Below are 15537 nucleotides of genomic sequence, written 5' to 3'. Positions count from 1 at the left end.
GGTTTATTATTAAATTGTGTTATATAATTTATAGCAAAGGACACTAAAAGTAATTGATACTCTCCTGCTACTCTTATCTATACTAAGCATACTTTATTTATAATCACTTATTTTTTAATGTTTCACGTGAAACATTTAGATTTTTTTACTGTCTTAATTTTTTTATTTTTCTAAATTCTTAATTCTTTCTCTCCTCTTAAAGTTTTTCTTTATTTGGAGCCGCCGTTGTAGTATAATAATAAATATATCTTGTTAAGCCCATTCGTTTAATAAATATAAATTTTGAAAGAGGTGATTCTTTGACTTGGAAAAAGAAACTCACAACATGTACTGTTTTAGCAGGTACCACCGTAGGTATTATGCATGTTGTTAATAGATTGGTTTACTACATTTCTACGATAGATAATCTATTATATAATAAAGATGAAAAGTACTATGACTGGAGATTCGGCAGTATATATTATACTAAGCAGGGGAAAGGTTCTCCAATCTTACTGATACATGATTTAAATGTCAGCAGTTCAGCATATGAATGGAATAAGATTGTTGCCGGACTTTCCAGAACAAATACAGTCTATACCATAGATCTGCTGGGATGCGGACGTTCACAGAAGCCTAATCTTACTTATACTAATTACTTGTATGTTCAGATGATCACCGATTTTATTCACCATGTAATTGGAGAAAAGACAGATGTCATAGCCACCGGAGAATCCGGTACCTTTGTATTAATGGCATGTGCAAATGACAATACAGTTATCAATAAGATTATGCTTGTAAACCCCGGGGATCTTGTGTCTCTTGCAAAGATACCGACTAAGCGTACCAAACTGATACAACATATTATTAATACCCCTGTATTAGGTACCTTTATCTATAATATGCGTATTAACAAACGTACAATTGAAGAGGATTTCAGAAGCCAGTATTTATACGATCAGAATAAGCTGGAAGAAAGAACAATTATGACATATTTTGAAGCTTCACATAAATGCAGCACACATTCAAAATATCTCTATGCAAGTATTAAATCAAGATTTACAAATGCAAATGTCATCCACTGTCTCAAAGATATTAATAACAGTATCTTTATTATAGTAGGAAATGCTAATCCAGAGAATGCTCTGATAGCAAACCAGTACCAGAATCATCTCCCATCTATAGAAGTCATTGGAATTGATAAGACAAAGCACCTTCCGCAGCTGGAATCACCAGATGAATTTATCGATCAGGTTAAAGTACTTTTTGATATCGATGGTGCCGACGAATAATACCAACACCTCAAATGAGTTAGTCCCTCATAAATGTACAATAATGAAAGCGACGGTATGGCTGATACCGTCGCTTTCATTATACTATCGGTTCCTTTCCGGGCAGTCCTGCCTTTCTCGGATACTTTTTAGCTGTATTCTTATTCTTTTTTACTTTCACAAATGATCTGCCTATTTCTGTTCCCGGAAGCTGAAATTTAACTGTATCTTCTAAACTGCCTCCTAACACATTTACTGCTTTTTTTGAAGCATTTAATTCATCCTCAATATTTCCAGATTTATAAGAAATAAAAATACCCCCTACCCGTATATATGGTATGCAGTACTCACTGAGTGTTGCGAGATTTGCAACTGCCCTGGATACACACAAATCAAATTTTTCCCTATATTCCTCTTTTCGGGCATAGTCTTCTGCCCTTCCGTGCAGTGTTATAATATCCTCTAGCCCCAATTCTTCTATTACTGCATCCAAAAACTTGATCCTTTTATTTAAGGAATCCAAAAGCACGACATGGAGCTGGGGAAATGCAATTTTCAGTGGAATCCCGGGAAACCCTGCTCCTGTCCCTATATCAATCACCGAGCTTACTCCATTCATATCAACAGCTTTTACAATTGCAAGGCTGTCAACAAAATGTTTCTCATTAACCTCATCATACTCAGTAATTCCTGTCAGGTTCATGACTTTATTCCACTCTGTCAGTAATTCATAGTACTTATTAAACTGCTGTTTCTGTGTTTCCGTTAATTCTATATCCAGCTCTTTTAACTGGTTTTCAAACTTATTTGACATATATGCCCCCATTTCAAATTTTATTGCCAGTAAAGCAAGGTTCTACCTGCTTTCCAAATAAACGAGAAGTACGGATATATCGGCCGGTGAGACTCCCGATATTCTGGAAGCCTGTCCGATGGATGCAGGACGGATTTCCGTAAGTTTTTGTTTTGCCTCAATACGCAGACTCTGGATACTGTTGTAATCTATATCTTCCGGAATCATCTTTTTCTCTAATTTTTTAAATTGTTCTACCTGACGCTGCTGTCTTTTTATATAACCTTCGTACTTGATATTGATATTGACCTGCTCAATCACATCGTCCGGCAGTTGTTTCCGCTGTCTGTCAATTGGAGCCAATGCTTCATAAGACAGCTCTGGCCGTCTGATCAGTTCCCCGAGTGTAGTCCCTGATGTAAGCGGTGTACTGCCATGGGACGCAAGAAGTTCCTGCACCTCAGCAGACGTGCCTATATTGGTGTGCTCCGCCCGTTTAATCTCTTCATTGATCAATTTTTCCTTTTCCAGAAGTTTCTGGTATCTCTCCCCGCTGATGAGTCCCACTTCATATCCAAGCTTTGTCAGCCTCATATCTGCATTGTCCTGACGGAGAAGAAGGCGGTATTCTGCCCGGGAAGTCATCATACGATACGGTTCATGGCTCTCTTTTGTCACCAAATCATCAATCAAAACGCCGATATATCCTTCTGAACGGTCAATTATAATTCCTTCTTTTCCCTGAAGCTTTCTTGCCGCGTTAATTCCGGCTACAAGTCCCTGGGCTGCCGCTTCTTCGTAACCTGAACTTCCGTTGAACTGCCCGCCGCTGAATAATCCTTCCACATTTTTAAACTCAAGCGTACTTTTCAGCTGCCTTGCATCGATACAGTCATATTCAATTGCATATGCATTTCTGACAATTTTAGCATTTTCCAGACCCGGAACAGTCCTGTACATCGCAAACTGCACGTCCTCAGGTAATGAACTTGACATTCCGCCCACATACATTTCCGTTGTATCAAGTCCTTCGGGCTCGATAAATACCTGATGACGGTTCTTATCTGCAAATTTTACTACCTTATCTTCGATAGACGGACAGTATCGCGGCCCCGTGCCTTCAATCATCCCCGAAAACAGTGGTGAACGGTCCAGATTTTTTCTTATAATATCATGTGTATTCTCATTCGTATATGTCAGCCAGCAGGAAGCCTGATCGATCTGTACATCCTCCGGGTCAGTCGTAAAGGAGAACGGCACGATCCTGTCATCTCCCTTCTGCTCTTCCATCTTGCTGAAATCAATAGAATTTCTATCGATTCTTGCCGGAGTACCGGTTTTGAAGCGGTACATCTGTATTCCCAGAGATTTTAGGCTTTCTGTCAGGTAATTTGCCGCCTGAAGCCCGTTAGGGCCTGTCTGAGTGCTCACATCACCGTAAATACACCTTGCCTTCAAATAAGTCCCTGTACACAGAATTACCGCCCTGCATGGATATATAGCCCCTGAATACGTCTGTACCCCTGCAACCTTGTGATTGTCCGCAAGGATATCTGTTACTTCCATCTGACGGATATCCAGATTTTCCTGATCCTGAAGGACCTGACGCATCGTGCGGCTGTAGCTGGCTTTGTCGGCCTGTGCACGCAGTGAATGTACAGCTGGCCCCTTGGACTTATTCAGCATCTTTGACTGTATAAACGTCTTATCAATAACTTTTCCCATCTCCCCGCCAAGTGCGTCCAGTTCCCTGACCAGATGTCCTTTCGAACTGCCTCCAATATTCGGATTACACGGCATCAGCGCGATACTGTCAACACTAACCGTAAATATAACCGTACGAAACCCAAGCCTTGCCGCCGCAAGCGCCGCCTCACAGCCTGCGTGTCCTGCGCCTACAACTGCGATATCATAACCGTCTTTATTTTCCCATACAGAATTTGCTGAATATTTCATTGACTAAATCTTCTCCTATCGTTTCTCCTGTTATACTTCCGAGTGACTCATATGCATCCATCAGATCAATCGAAAAAAAGTCTTCCGGCATCTGATTGTCGATACTTTCTATAACCTTCTCCAGACTCCCGCATGCATCGATTAGCGCGGCTTTCTGCCTGATATTCGTTATATATACTTCATCATTAAAAGACACCTCTCCATGTAAAAACATCTCCTTTAAGGTTTCTTCCAGCTCATTCAATCCCTGTTCTTCCTTCGCGGAAATGTCAATCATCGGAATTGTTCCGGCTTCTGCACTTCTGCTAAATTTTAAAACTTTCTGATTTATCTCTTCCTGCATTTTTTCTTTTGTTATTACGGTAGTTAAATCTGATTTATTTAATAAAATAATGACCTTCCGGCCATCCAGAAGACTCATAATATCGTTGTCATTACTGTCCAGCGGTCTGGATGCATCTACAACATAAATGATCAGATTGGCATTTTTTACATACTCTTTTGCTTTATCAACACCTATTTTTTCAATAATATCATCCGTTTTTCTGATGCCCGCTGTGTCGATCATGTTCAGCGTAAGTCCTTTCAGCTGAATCTGTTCCTCCAGGGCATCGCGTGTCGTCCCCTCTATATCCGTTACGATCGCTCTCTCCTTCCCCGCCAGCACATTCAAAAGGGACGATTTTCCTGCATTTGGTTTTCCTACGATGACTGTCTGGATTCCTTCTTTCATGATTCTCCCACTGTCAGATGAATCAATCAGCTTCTTTATTTCAACTAACAGTTCTTCTGTAACCTTCTTCAAAGTCTCACCATAACCGTCTATATCAATATGTTCCGGATCGTCCAGCGCAGTCTCAATAAATGCAGTATGATAAATAATCTGTTTTCTGATATCCTCTATCTTTTTCCTGACACTGCCTTTCAGCTGGCTGATTGAACTTTGAAGAGCATACTCACTTTGGGATGTGATCACATCTATCACAGCCTCTGCCTGTGACAAATCTAACTTCCCATTTAAAAACGCACGTTTCGTAAATTCTCCCGGTTCTGCGGGTCTGGCACCATTTTTAATGACTGTCTCCAGCACTCTTTTTACCACATAGGTACCCCCGTGGCAGTTGATTTCCACGGTATCTTCACCGGTAAACGTTCTGGGTGAGCGCATCAGCATAACCAGTACTTCATCAATTGTCTCTTCTTTATCTTTGATGTATCCATAATGTATCGTATGACTTTCAGCCTCAGAAAGCCTTTCTTTCCCATGGTAAATCCTATCTATCATATGAAATGCCTCATCCCCGCTGATACGCACGATTCCAATTCCTGAATTCGTCATACCTGTGGAAATTGCGGCAATTGTATCCTTCTTCATACCTGCCTCCTGCCAATTATCAAACACGCTCTAGGCCGCCGCCAAGGTCAGGCAGCTTTGATTTGCTGTTTATGAAATAAAAAGACGTTTCCCAGCTTCACGAAAGCATCCGTGAAGCGGAAACGTCCTCTTTCGCTTCGATTCTATTACTACTTTTTCTTACTTCTTTAATGTAACAACTACTTTTCTGTAAGGCTCATCTCCCTCACTATGGGTCGTTACGTATGGATCATACTGAAGTGCTGCGTGGATAATTCTTCTTTCATAAGGATTCATCGGCTCTAAAGATACTGATCTTCTTGAACGTTTTACCTTATATGCAATATTCTTTGCAAGATTCTTAAGTGTCTCTTCTCTTCTTGCACGATAATTCTCTGTATCCAGCTTCACACGTACATATCCGTCCTGATGCTTGTTGGCAACCCTGTTAGCAAGGTACTGGAGGGAATCCAGTGTCTGTCCGCGCTTTCCGATAAGGATTCCCATATTGTCACCCTTCATCTCAATACTTAAGGCTCCGTCAGCATCAATATCTGAAACCAGTTCCACAGTCATTCCCATGGCCTTCAGTGTATCACATAAAAAGGATTCAACGGCTTTTTTCGTCTCATCTTTTACTTCTGCAAGTTCAGATTCGCGTTTCACAGCCGGCTTTACTTCTTCGCGGTGCGTCTCTTCCCTGAATTCTTTTCTGGAACGCTCTTCTTTTTTTGCGTAATCTTTCTTCTTAGCTTCCTTTACCGGAGCTTTTTTAACTTCAGGTTTTGCTTCCGGCTTCATTTCTGATTTTACTTCTGTCTTAACTTCAGCTTTTACTTCCGGCTTAATCTCAGGCTCTTCTATGACAGGTTCAGGTTTTCTTCTTGCTTCAATAACTGCCTGTTTTACACCTATTCCAAGGAATCCGGCACTTCCCTTTTCAATGACTTCATAATCTAACCGGTCACTGGTCACACCTAACTGAATCAACGCTTCTGTAATTGCATCATCCACTGTTTTTGCAGATACTCTGATACTACCGTTCATCCTGAATCCTTCCTTTCTGTGATTCTAACTATTTATCATCTTCTGTCTTGTCCGATGTACTCTGTCCGCTGTTGAATCTGCTGACAAGATTTGCCTTTGATGCAAGGCTTCCTGACTTCGCGTTCTTCGTATACTGTGCAGCTTTCTGAAGACGCTCTTCTCTTTCTTTGTCAGAAATATTTGTTTTTTTCTTTTCTTCTACATTTCTTGTACTTGTCGTTGCCATTCTGTTGATGGACTGTGCAGACGTACCCTTTTTCTCACGCTTCTTGGCAGCCTTTTTCTGATTCTCCTGAATCATCTCTTCTGTTGACTTTTTGCTGAGGTACTTATTAATTGCAAGCTGCTGTACACATCTTACTACCGCACTGATTGCCCAGTACAAACCAAGACCTGCAGGGAGCGTAAATCCCATAAATACTGAAAACAGAGGCATGGTATATGTCATTGTCTTCATAGAGTTCGCCATCTGGTTGTTCGGGTCAGCCTGTGGCTGCGGCTGTAACTTCACACTGATAAACTGTGTAAGACCTGCCATAATAGGGATGATAGCAGCCAGGATAATCCCGAGAATAGAAAAATCTTTAATGGCAGCTGTCAGCATAGTAAATGGCGCTTCACCAATATTAATTCCGAGGAAACTGTTTAAGTGTCCGACAGTCTGTGTTGTTGTTTCTACAATATCATTCAGGGACGGAATCTTGTCCACCAGTGTATTCCATGTGGAATCCTGAAATTTATACAGTGCATTCACAAGTGTATCTGCCTGTGAATAGTCATAAGCCTTTGGGCTCATAAGTACAGGTTTGGCTTCTCCGATCTTCTCCATAATCTTCTGGAAACCATCTGCAGCCATGATCTGATTTACAACCGGCATATAGACATCTTTTACACCCTGTACATAATTCGGAATATTCTGAATTACCGGATACAGCGCAAAAAGTACGGGCATCTGGATCAGCATTGGCAGACATCCGCCTGTTGGCGACGTACCATATTTTTCATATACAGTCTGCATCTCTTCCTGTTGCTTTAACATGGACGCCTGGTCTTTTTTACCTGCATACTTTTTCTGAATCTTCTGAATCTCAGGATTCATAACAGAAGACATCTTAGACCATTTCTGTTGTTTAATTGTCAATGGAATCATTAATGTATATACGATGATTGTAAAGATGATGATACAAACACCAATGTTCTGTATCCCGAACAAACCATCCATCACATTATAAATTCCGTTCATCACTTTTCCAAGCAGCCAGGAAATCTGATGAATAACCGGCCAGTCTGCATATCCTGCAGCTAAAATTCCATACATCTCTTATCCTCCTTAAGGTACCGGATCATATCCGCCTTTTGCAAATGGATTGCACCGCAGAATTCTCCAGATTGTTAAGGCACCGCCTTTGATCGCACCATACTTCTGAATCGCTTCAATACCGTACTGTGAACAGGTCGGTGTATAGATGCAGTGATACCTTGTCTTTAATCCGGACAGATATTTTTGATAGAACCGGATAAGTCCTATTAAAACACGCTTCATCTGCGTCGCTCCCTTTCTTTAGCGCCTGCCATGCTGCTCATGGGCTTTTAAGTACATCTCAGCGCTTCTACTTATTATTTTACTGATTATATATTTCATGAAGCCTTCCCAAGTGGATGAGTGCACTCTCAATGACATGATAACTCTTATCTTTTGCACTCACTCTCGCAATCACAATTATATCTAATCCACCTTTGAAATGTGCCTCTTGAAGTCGATAACTTTCTCTGATTAATCGTGTAAGATGATGTCTTACAACACTATTTCCAACTTTCTTGCTCACGGAAATCCCAAGTCTGTTCTTTTCCGTACCATTCTCCCTCACATACATAACAAGATACTTGTTTGCATACGATTTACTGTTTTTATAAACGATCTGAAAATCTTTATTCTTCTTCAAAGATTCCGAAAACTTCATTCTTTATACCGCGCTTTTCCTTTTATAAATAGAAGAAAAGGCCACATAGATGCGGCCTAAGCTGATAACTGTTTTCTTCCTTTTGCTCTTCTGGCAGCTAAAACTTTTCTTCCGCCCGGAGTACTCATTCTTGCTCTAAAGCCATGAACTTTTGATCTCTGTCTGTTTTTAGGCTGAAATGTCATTTTCATTACCAATACACCTCCTTTAGTTGAGATACTTATTATAAAGTATTTACAATGATTCTCAAATTTTATTTCTTTCTACTATTATAATAGGCAGAAAGACACTGCTCTTAATTATATTCAAAAAATGCCCGTAAGTCAAGCCATTCCCTGCATTTTTCTTAAATTGTGGCAACATCTTTCTGTGTATCAAGTTCTATCTTAATTACTAGGTATCATATCAGCTCTGGTATGCTTTCTTTGATTAAAGAAAAAATCCTTACAAAACTGCAGACCCGCTTTTCCCTTACCAGAGAACAATCAGAAGAATATTTTTCACGCTTTTAATGTGTAAAAGGCCCTGCGGTGGGCATATTCCTTCATTATCCACACTTTATCAACTACACATTCTTAGCAGGCAACCCGGGTGGAAAACAGGTATATGCTCCCACTACAGGGCCTTTTCGCATCTTTCCATTAGCATCCCCGTTCTCGGAAATCAACATATCCACTTTCCTAATCTGACACTTTTCCACAATTTGCTTCTTTGGTGTGAATTTCTGTGGATAAAATGTGGATAACTACTTTATAACTACTGTATAATGTGTAGATTAAATTTTTTTTCCTATTCCGGCCCCATATTTTATCTGCGTTAATTTTGTTCATAAAGTTATACACAGCATTTCTCATTGCTTCTAATACCGTTTTGATGTAAAATGTAATAGAGAGATTTTGCCTAGATATCTCTCTATTATATTGATTAGGAGTACTTATCGATGAACATTGTAGAAGAAAATTGGGAGCAGATCCTAAATAAAATGAAGTTAGAATATTGCTCATCAAATATTTCATACAATACGTGGATTGCACCACTTACCGTATATGAAGTGACCGATGACACTGTTTATATTCTTGTGAGGTTGAAAGCAAGTCTGGAGCATATAGAAGAAAAATATATGCTTCCTTTTAAAGTGTGCATTGCTGAAGTAACAGGAAAGGAATACGATATATCCTTTGTTACAGAAGATAATGTAACTATCCAGGAGAAAAAGGAGAATGTAGTTAAGAAGCAGAAGTCAAATGCGATCTTTGAGAATGCAAATCTCAATGGAAAGTATACATTTGATACTTTTGTCGTGGGCAGCAATAACAATTTCGCCCATGCCGCATCCCTTGCAGTTGCGGAATCTCCGGGTGAGATTTATAACCCGCTGTTTATATACGGAGGTGTAGGACTTGGTAAGACTCACCTTATGCATTCCATCGCACACTTCATATTAGAGAATGATCCTGAAAAAAAAGTTCTTTATGTCACAAGTGAGACGTTCACAAATGAACTGATCGATGCTTTGAAGATTGGTAAGAACGGGAATGAACTGGCCATGACCACATTCCGTGAAAAGTACAGGAATAACGATGTTCTCCTGATTGATGATATTCAGTTTATTATAGGCAAGGAAAGTACGCAGGAAGAATTCTTCCATACGTTCAACCACCTGCATGTTTCAGGAAAGCAGATTATCATATCCAGTGATAAGCCGCCGAAAGATATCGAAACGCTTGAGGCAAGGCTGCGTACACGTTTTGAGTGGGGACTGATTGCAGACATTTCTTCCCCTGATTATGAGACAAGAATGGCAATCCTTCGTAAGAAAGAAGAATTGGACGGGCTTGAGCGCTACCATATACCGGACGAAGTCCTTCAATATATAGCGAATAATATCAAGTCTAACATCAGAGAACTCGAAGGCTCTCTTAATAAATTGATAGCACTGTCAAATCTGGAGAAAAAGCCGATTGATATTCCGCTCGCAGCGGAGGCCTTAAAGGATATGATTTCTCCGGATAAGAACCGGGTCGTTACCCCGGAATTAATTATTGATGTTGTTTCTGAACATTTTAATGTACCCGTAGCTGAGCTGAAAGGCAAGAAAAGGAATGCAGAGATTGTACTTCCCCGCCAGATTGTCATGTATTTATGCCGTGCCATGACCGATACCCCTCTGAAGTCAGTCGGTATCATCTTAGGCGGCAAGGATCATGCCTCTGTCAGCCATGGTGTCAAGAAGATTGAACATGAGATTACCGTAGATGAAGCTCTTAACAATACGGTTAATATTATAAAGAAGAAGATAAATCCGGTCTGATGATAAAAGTAACATAGTCTGTTTATCCACATTTGCCTGAAATAAGGCTCCCTTAACAGCAGGCTTAACTTTAAGGGAAGCCCATGGTTTCAAGGCTTTATGAAGCTTACATTACTTTGCAGGGCTAATGTGGATAAGCTTGGGATAACCCTGTTCAAACCATGTGGATTAAGAGGTTGATAACGGATTAAGGACTTTTTGAGGTTCAGATTATCCCCACATTATCCCGAGGTCATACAGTGGATGTCTACAGAGTTTTCAGTATGGACAAACCCTTTAAAATCAAGGCCTGGAACCACTTATTAACTTATCCACAGCCCCTAAGGCTAAGAAGGCGGAGCTGATTTATATAAATATTTTTAAAAATGCGCGGTCGAAAAGATATTCACCACACCCATCGAAAGGAGTTACTGACATATGAAAATCATTTGTTCAAAATCAAATCTCGTAAAAGGAGTCAGCATTGTTTCAAAAGCTGTACCTTCAAAAACAACTATGCCTATTCTGGAATGTATTCTGGTTGACGCATCCATGGATGTTATCAAGCTGACAGCGAATGACATGGAACTTGGAATCGAAACAAGGATTGACGGAGACATTGTTGAGAGAGGTATCATTGCATTAAACGCAAAGATCTTTTCTGAGATCGTCCGGAAGCTTCCGGACAGTGAGGTAACGATAGAGACAACGGCAGACAATCAGACATTGATTACCTGCGAAAAGGCAAAGTTCAATATTGCAGCACAGTCAGGGGAGGATTTCTCTTATCTCCCGATTATCGAGAAGGATGATTATATTACCGTTTCTGAGTTCACGCTCAAAGAAGTGATCCGTCAGACCATCTTCTCGATTGCAGACAATGATACAAACAAGATGATGACAGGAGAACTGTTTGAGATCGAAGATAACGTCCTGAAAGTAGTCTCTCTGGACGGACACAGAATCTCTATCCGTAAGATCGAATTAAAAGAATCCTATGCCCCGAAAAAGGTAATCGTACCTGGAAAGACCCTGCAGGAGATCAGTAAGATCATCGGCGGAGAGGCAGAGGCGGACGTTGATATATCATTTACCAAGAATCATATTGTGTTTGAGTTTGACAGGACAGTCGTTGTATCACGTCTGATCGAAGGCGAGTACTTCAAGATTGACCAGATGCTTTCCAGCGATTATGAGACAAAAGTCAGAATCAATAAAAGAGAACTCCTGAACTGTATCGACAGAGCGACACTCCTGATCAAAGAGGGAGACAAGAAGCCGATCATCATTGATATCCGTGAGGGATCCATGGAGCTGAAGATCAAATCCCAGATCGGATCCATGGATGAGGAGATTTTTATCGTGAAAGAAGGAAAAGATTTATTGATCGGATTTAATCCGAAGTTCCTGATCGATGCCCTCAGAGTCATTGATGACGAGGAAGTGGACCTGTATTTCATGAATGCAAAGGCCCCATGTTTTATCAAGGACGAAAATCAGAGCTATATTTACCTGATTCTTCCGGTAAACTTTAATGCAGTTGCATAGTACAGATAAATAGTCAGAAAAGAGGAGCAGTATGGAAATCATTAAGTTGCGTGACGGAGATGAATTTATTAAGCTGGGACAGGCACTGAAAGCAGCAGGACTGGTCGAGTCAGGGGTCGAAGCAAAAGAGGTAATACAGGACGGCGAAGCAAAAGTAAACGGCGAGACTGACACTAGAAGAGGACGTAAATTATATGACGGAGATGTCGTTCAATTTGACGGACAGGAAATAAAAATTGAAAAATAGTCTGAAAAAGTGTAGAATAGTGACATACTTGAGGAAACATCAATGGTAATCAAATCTCTAAAGCTAAAGAATTACAGGAATTACGAATTGTTAGATTTGAAATTTGACCCCAAGACTAACATTTTGTACGGTGATAATGCTCAGGGAAAGACGAATATTCTGGAGGCATTGTATTTGTCAGGAACGACCAAATCTCACAGAGGCACGAAAGACAGGGATTTGATACAGTTTGGGAGTGACGAGGCGCATCTGGAAACGGTGATCGAGAAAAGGGGCACCGAATTCCAGATCGACATGCATCTGAAGAAAAACAGTCCGAAAGGAATCGCAATCAATAAGATTCCGATACGAAGAGCAAGCGAATTATTTGGGATTATCCATTTTGTATTTTTTTCGCCGGAGGATTTGAATATTATCAAAGAGGGACCGTCCGGCAGAAGAAGATTTATTGATCTGGAATTATCTCAGCTGGATAAAGTATATCTCAGCAATCTTTCTAACTATAATCGAATTATTAATCAAAGGAATTCCTTACTCAAAGATATATACAGGCAGGAGAATCTTGTAGAGACATTGGATATCTGGGATATGCAATTAGTTGAGTACGGGACAAAAGTGACTGAGAGAAGAGAACAGTTCGTGAAAGATGTAAATAAAATCATTTCGAAAATCCATGATAAGCTGACAGGCGGTAAGGAGAAGATTACGATTACCTATGAGTCAAGTACCGGCAGTATGGGGCTTGAACAGGCTCTGAGGAAAAACAGAGAGCGTGATATCAGGATGAAGAGTACTTCCGTTGGGCCGCACAGGGATGATCTGTGCTTTACGGCAGGCTCGCTTGATATCAGGAAATTTGGTTCCCAGGGACAGCAGCGCACGGCGGCTCTTTCGCTGAAACTTTCAGAGATTGAGCTGGTGAGGTCAATGATTAATGACACACCGGTATTATTATTGGACGATGTTTTGTCTGAACTGGACAAACACAGGCAAAACTACTTACTGGACAGTATTCATGATATACAGACAGTAATCACATGTACTGGATTAGATGAGTTTGTAAATCATCGGTTTTCTATTAATAAAATTTTCCATGTAAAAAATGGGCAGGTAGCAAAAGAAAATTAGGAGGTTTTTAAATGGGTGCAACAGGTACAGAATTTGACGCCGAGTATGGAGCAGATCAAATCCAAATATTAGAAGGACTGGAAGCGGTCAGGAAACGGCCGGGAATGTACATCGGCAGCACTTCTTCAAGAGGACTCCACCATCTGGTATATGAGATTGTGGACAATGCTGTAGATGAGGCATTGGCCGGTTATTGTGATACAATCTCAGTTAGTATAAATCCTGATAATTCAGTAACAGTCATTGATAACGGACGTGGTATCCCGGTAGGGCTGAACCACAAAGCCGGGCTTCCGGCGGTTGAAGTCGTATTTACGATCCTGCATGCGGGCGGCAAATTCGGCGGCGGGGGATACAAGGTTTCAGGAGGCTTACATGGTGTAGGCGCTTCTGTTGTTAATGCGCTTTCACAGTGGCTGGAAGTTGAGATTTACAACGAGGGAAAGATCTATATGCAGCGCTACGAGCGTGGCAAGGTTGTTTTGAAATTAAACGTGATCGGAGAATGTGAGCCTGACAAGACTGGGACAAAAGTCACATTCCTGCCAGATGATGAAATATTTGAAGAAACAATTTTTGATTATGATGTTCTGAAACAGCGCTTCCGTGAGATGGCATTCCTGACAAGGGGCCTTAAGATCATGATTCGGGACGAACGCGAGGAGGAGCCAAGGGAAAGGACCTTCCACTACGAGGGCGGAATCAAGGAATTTGTTGCCTATCTGAACAAGAGCAAGACGCCGCTCTATGAGCAGATCATTTACTGTGAAGGCATGAAAGACGGCGTGGCTGTCGAGGTTGCCATGCAGCACAATGATTCCTACAGCGATAATACTTATGGATTTGTAAATAATATTACGACTCCTGAAGGCGGAACACATATAGTCGGTTTCAGAAACGCCCTGACAAAGACGTTTAATGACTATGCAAGAAAAAATAAACTGCTCAAGGACAGTGAGCCAAACCTTTCCGGTGAAGATATCAGGGAGGGTCTGACTGCGATCATCAGTGTGAAGATTGAAGACCCACAGTTCGAGGGACAGACAAAGCAGAAACTTGGAAACAGCGAAGCAAGAGGGGCAGTAGACAGTATCGTCAGCAGCCAGCTTGAGATTTTTCTGGAGCAGAACCCGAACGTTGCAAAGATGACGGTAGAGAAGTCTGTCATGGCGCAGCGTGCAAGAGAAGCGGCAAGAAAAGCAAGGGACCTGACAAGAAGAAAGTCTGCACTGGAAGGAATGTCACTTCCGGGCAAGCTCGCAGACTGTTCTGACAAGGACCCGAAAAACTGTGAAATCTATATTGTTGAGGGAGATTCCGCCGGCGGTTCAGCTAAGACAGCCAGAGACCGTGCGACACAGGCAATCCTTCCTCTTCGTGGTAAGATTCTGAATGTCGAGAAGGCAAGACTGGACAGAATCTATGGGAATGCAGAGATAAAAGCTATGATCACTGCATTCGGAACAGGGATTCATGATGATTTTGACATCTCCAAACTGAGATACCATAAGATTATCATCATGACTGATGCCGACGTTGACGGGGCTCATATCAGTACACTATTATTAACATTTTTATACCGGTTTATGCCTGACCTGATCAAAGACGGATATGTTTATCTGGCACAGCCGCCTCTGTATAAACTGGAGAAGAACAAGAAGGCATGGTATGCATACAGTGATGAAGAACTGGCCCAGATCCTGACAGAAGTCGGAAGAGACGGGAATAACAAGATCCAGCGTTATAAAGGTCTTGGAGAGATGGATGCGGAACAGCTGTGGGATACCACCATGGATCCGGAGCACCGGGTTCTCCTGCGGGTTGTCATGGATGAAGAGACATCTTCTGAGCTGGATCTGACCTTTACAACCCTGATGGGAGACAAGGTAGAGCCGAGACGTGAATTCATCGAAGAGAATGCAAAATATGTGAAAAACCTTGATATATAATAATTTCGTGGTTT

14 protein-coding genes are annotated in these 15537 nt (G+C 41.2%); 6 read left to right on the top strand and 8 right to left on the bottom strand.

Annotated features, from left to right (window positions below; all coding sequences use genetic code 11):
* Window positions 1-299: 299 nt before the first annotated feature.
* Window positions 300-1271, top strand: a complete 972-nt coding sequence (locus tag A8806_RS21720) for an alpha/beta fold hydrolase (RefSeq protein ID WP_109733273.1) — start codon at window positions 300-302, stop codon at window positions 1269-1271.
* Window positions 1272-1350: 79 nt separating this feature from the next.
* Here the strand turns inward: A8806_RS21720 and rsmG are convergent, their stop codons facing one another.
* The 8 genes from rsmG to rpmH all read right to left on the bottom strand — a co-directional run bounded on the left by rsmG (window position 1351) and on the right by rpmH (window position 8552).
* The gene (rsmG, locus tag A8806_RS21715; RefSeq protein WP_109733356.1) at window positions 1351-2064 is read right to left on the bottom strand and encodes a 16S rRNA (guanine(527)-N(7))-methyltransferase RsmG; all 714 of its coding nucleotides are present in this window, start codon (window positions 2062-2064) and stop codon (window positions 1351-1353) included.
* Between the two features lie 42 nt (window positions 2065-2106).
* The gene (gene mnmG / locus A8806_RS21710) at window positions 2107-3999 is read right to left on the bottom strand and encodes a tRNA uridine-5-carboxymethylaminomethyl(34) synthesis enzyme MnmG (RefSeq protein WP_109733272.1); all 1893 of its coding nucleotides are present in this window, start codon (window positions 3997-3999) and stop codon (window positions 2107-2109) included.
* A complete protein-coding gene (gene mnmE, locus A8806_RS21705) occupies window positions 3965-5374 on the bottom strand; it encodes a tRNA uridine-5-carboxymethylaminomethyl(34) synthesis GTPase MnmE (RefSeq protein ID WP_109733271.1) in 1410 nt (469 codons plus the stop codon). The genes mnmG and mnmE overlap by 35 nt, the downstream gene beginning before the upstream one ends.
* A 159-nt stretch (window positions 5375-5533) precedes the next feature.
* On the bottom strand, window positions 5534-6400 hold the full coding sequence (gene jag / locus A8806_RS21700; RefSeq protein ID WP_109733270.1) for an RNA-binding cell elongation regulator Jag/EloR: 867 nt from the start codon (window positions 6398-6400) through the stop codon (window positions 5534-5536).
* 28 nt (window positions 6401-6428) lie between these two features.
* Window positions 6429-7718: a YidC/Oxa1 family membrane protein insertase gene (locus A8806_RS21695; RefSeq protein WP_109733269.1), complete on the bottom strand. Its 1290-nt coding sequence runs from the start codon at window positions 7716-7718 to the stop codon at window positions 6429-6431.
* A gap of 12 nt (window positions 7719-7730) precedes the next feature.
* Entirely contained in the window at window positions 7731-7943 is a 213-nt protein-coding gene (gene yidD / locus A8806_RS21690) for a membrane protein insertion efficiency factor YidD (protein WP_109733268.1), read from the bottom strand.
* 79 nt (window positions 7944-8022) lie between these two features.
* Window positions 8023-8361: a ribonuclease P protein component gene (gene rnpA, locus A8806_RS21685; RefSeq protein WP_109733267.1), complete on the bottom strand. Its 339-nt coding sequence runs from the start codon at window positions 8359-8361 to the stop codon at window positions 8023-8025.
* Between the two features lie 56 nt (window positions 8362-8417).
* Window positions 8418-8552, bottom strand: a complete 135-nt coding sequence (rpmH, locus tag A8806_RS21680) for a 50S ribosomal protein L34 (RefSeq protein ID WP_109733266.1) — start codon at window positions 8550-8552, stop codon at window positions 8418-8420.
* A gap of 749 nt (window positions 8553-9301) precedes the next feature.
* Here rpmH and dnaA point away from each other — a divergent pair.
* The 5 genes from dnaA to gyrB all read left to right on the top strand — a co-directional run bounded on the left by dnaA (window position 9302) and on the right by gyrB (window position 15523).
* Window positions 9302-10672 carry a chromosomal replication initiator protein DnaA gene (gene dnaA, locus A8806_RS21675; RefSeq protein WP_109733265.1) on the top strand — a complete coding sequence of 457 codons (1371 nt, stop codon included), beginning with the start codon at window positions 9302-9304 and terminating at the stop codon, window positions 10670-10672.
* Between the two features lie 417 nt (window positions 10673-11089).
* A complete protein-coding gene (dnaN, locus tag A8806_RS21670; RefSeq protein WP_109733264.1) occupies window positions 11090-12199 on the top strand; it encodes a DNA polymerase III subunit beta in 1110 nt (369 codons plus the stop codon).
* Between the two features lie 31 nt (window positions 12200-12230).
* Window positions 12231-12446, top strand: a complete 216-nt coding sequence (locus A8806_RS21665; RefSeq protein WP_109733263.1) for an RNA-binding S4 domain-containing protein — start codon at window positions 12231-12233, stop codon at window positions 12444-12446.
* A 42-nt stretch (window positions 12447-12488) separates the two neighbouring features.
* Window positions 12489-13574: a DNA replication/repair protein RecF gene (gene recF, locus A8806_RS21660; RefSeq protein WP_109733262.1), complete on the top strand. Its 1086-nt coding sequence runs from the start codon at window positions 12489-12491 to the stop codon at window positions 13572-13574.
* An 11-nt stretch (window positions 13575-13585) separates the two neighbouring features.
* Window positions 13586-15523 carry a DNA topoisomerase (ATP-hydrolyzing) subunit B gene (gene gyrB, locus A8806_RS21655; protein ID WP_109733261.1) on the top strand — a complete coding sequence of 646 codons (1938 nt, stop codon included), beginning with the start codon at window positions 13586-13588 and terminating at the stop codon, window positions 15521-15523.
* Window positions 15524-15537: the final 14 nt, after the last annotated feature.

The organism is Faecalicatena orotica, assembly GCF_003149245.1.
Lineage (GTDB): Bacteria > Bacillota > Clostridia > Lachnospirales > Lachnospiraceae > Faecalicatena_A > Faecalicatena_A orotica.
This window is presented reverse-complemented; position numbering and strand designations above follow the sequence as displayed.

What these genes read in the sequence shown, in the direction of transcription:
- A8806_RS21665 (WP_109733263.1), top strand. Translation starts at nt 12,231, where the DNA reads ATGGAAATCATTAAGTTGCGTGACGGAGATGAATTTATTAAGCTGGGA.
- rsmG (WP_109733356.1), bottom strand. Translation starts at nt 2,064, where the DNA reads ATGTCAAATAAGTTTGAAAACCAGTTAAAAGAGCTGGATATAGAATTA.
- mnmG (WP_109733272.1), bottom strand. Translation starts at nt 3,999, where the DNA reads ATGAAATATTCAGCAAATTCTGTATGGGAAAATAAAGACGGTTATGAT.
- yidD (WP_109733268.1), bottom strand. Translation starts at nt 7,943, where the DNA reads ATGAAGCGTGTTTTAATAGGACTTATCCGGTTCTATCAAAAATATCTG.
- dnaA (WP_109733265.1), top strand. Translation starts at nt 9,302, where the DNA reads ATGAACATTGTAGAAGAAAATTGGGAGCAGATCCTAAATAAAATGAAG.
- dnaN (WP_109733264.1), top strand. Translation starts at nt 11,090, where the DNA reads ATGAAAATCATTTGTTCAAAATCAAATCTCGTAAAAGGAGTCAGCATT.
- recF (WP_109733262.1), top strand. Translation starts at nt 12,489, where the DNA reads ATGGTAATCAAATCTCTAAAGCTAAAGAATTACAGGAATTACGAATTG.
- gyrB (WP_109733261.1), top strand. Translation starts at nt 13,586, where the DNA reads ATGGGTGCAACAGGTACAGAATTTGACGCCGAGTATGGAGCAGATCAA.
- mnmE (WP_109733271.1), bottom strand. Translation starts at nt 5,374, where the DNA reads ATGAAGAAGGATACAATTGCCGCAATTTCCACAGGTATGACGAATTCA.
- rnpA (WP_109733267.1), bottom strand. Translation starts at nt 8,361, where the DNA reads ATGAAGTTTTCGGAATCTTTGAAGAAGAATAAAGATTTTCAGATCGTT.
- rpmH (WP_109733266.1), bottom strand. Translation starts at nt 8,552, where the DNA reads ATGAAAATGACATTTCAGCCTAAAAACAGACAGAGATCAAAAGTTCAT.
- jag (WP_109733270.1), bottom strand. Translation starts at nt 6,400, where the DNA reads ATGAACGGTAGTATCAGAGTATCTGCAAAAACAGTGGATGATGCAATT.
- A8806_RS21695 (WP_109733269.1), bottom strand. Translation starts at nt 7,718, where the DNA reads ATGTATGGAATTTTAGCTGCAGGATATGCAGACTGGCCGGTTATTCAT.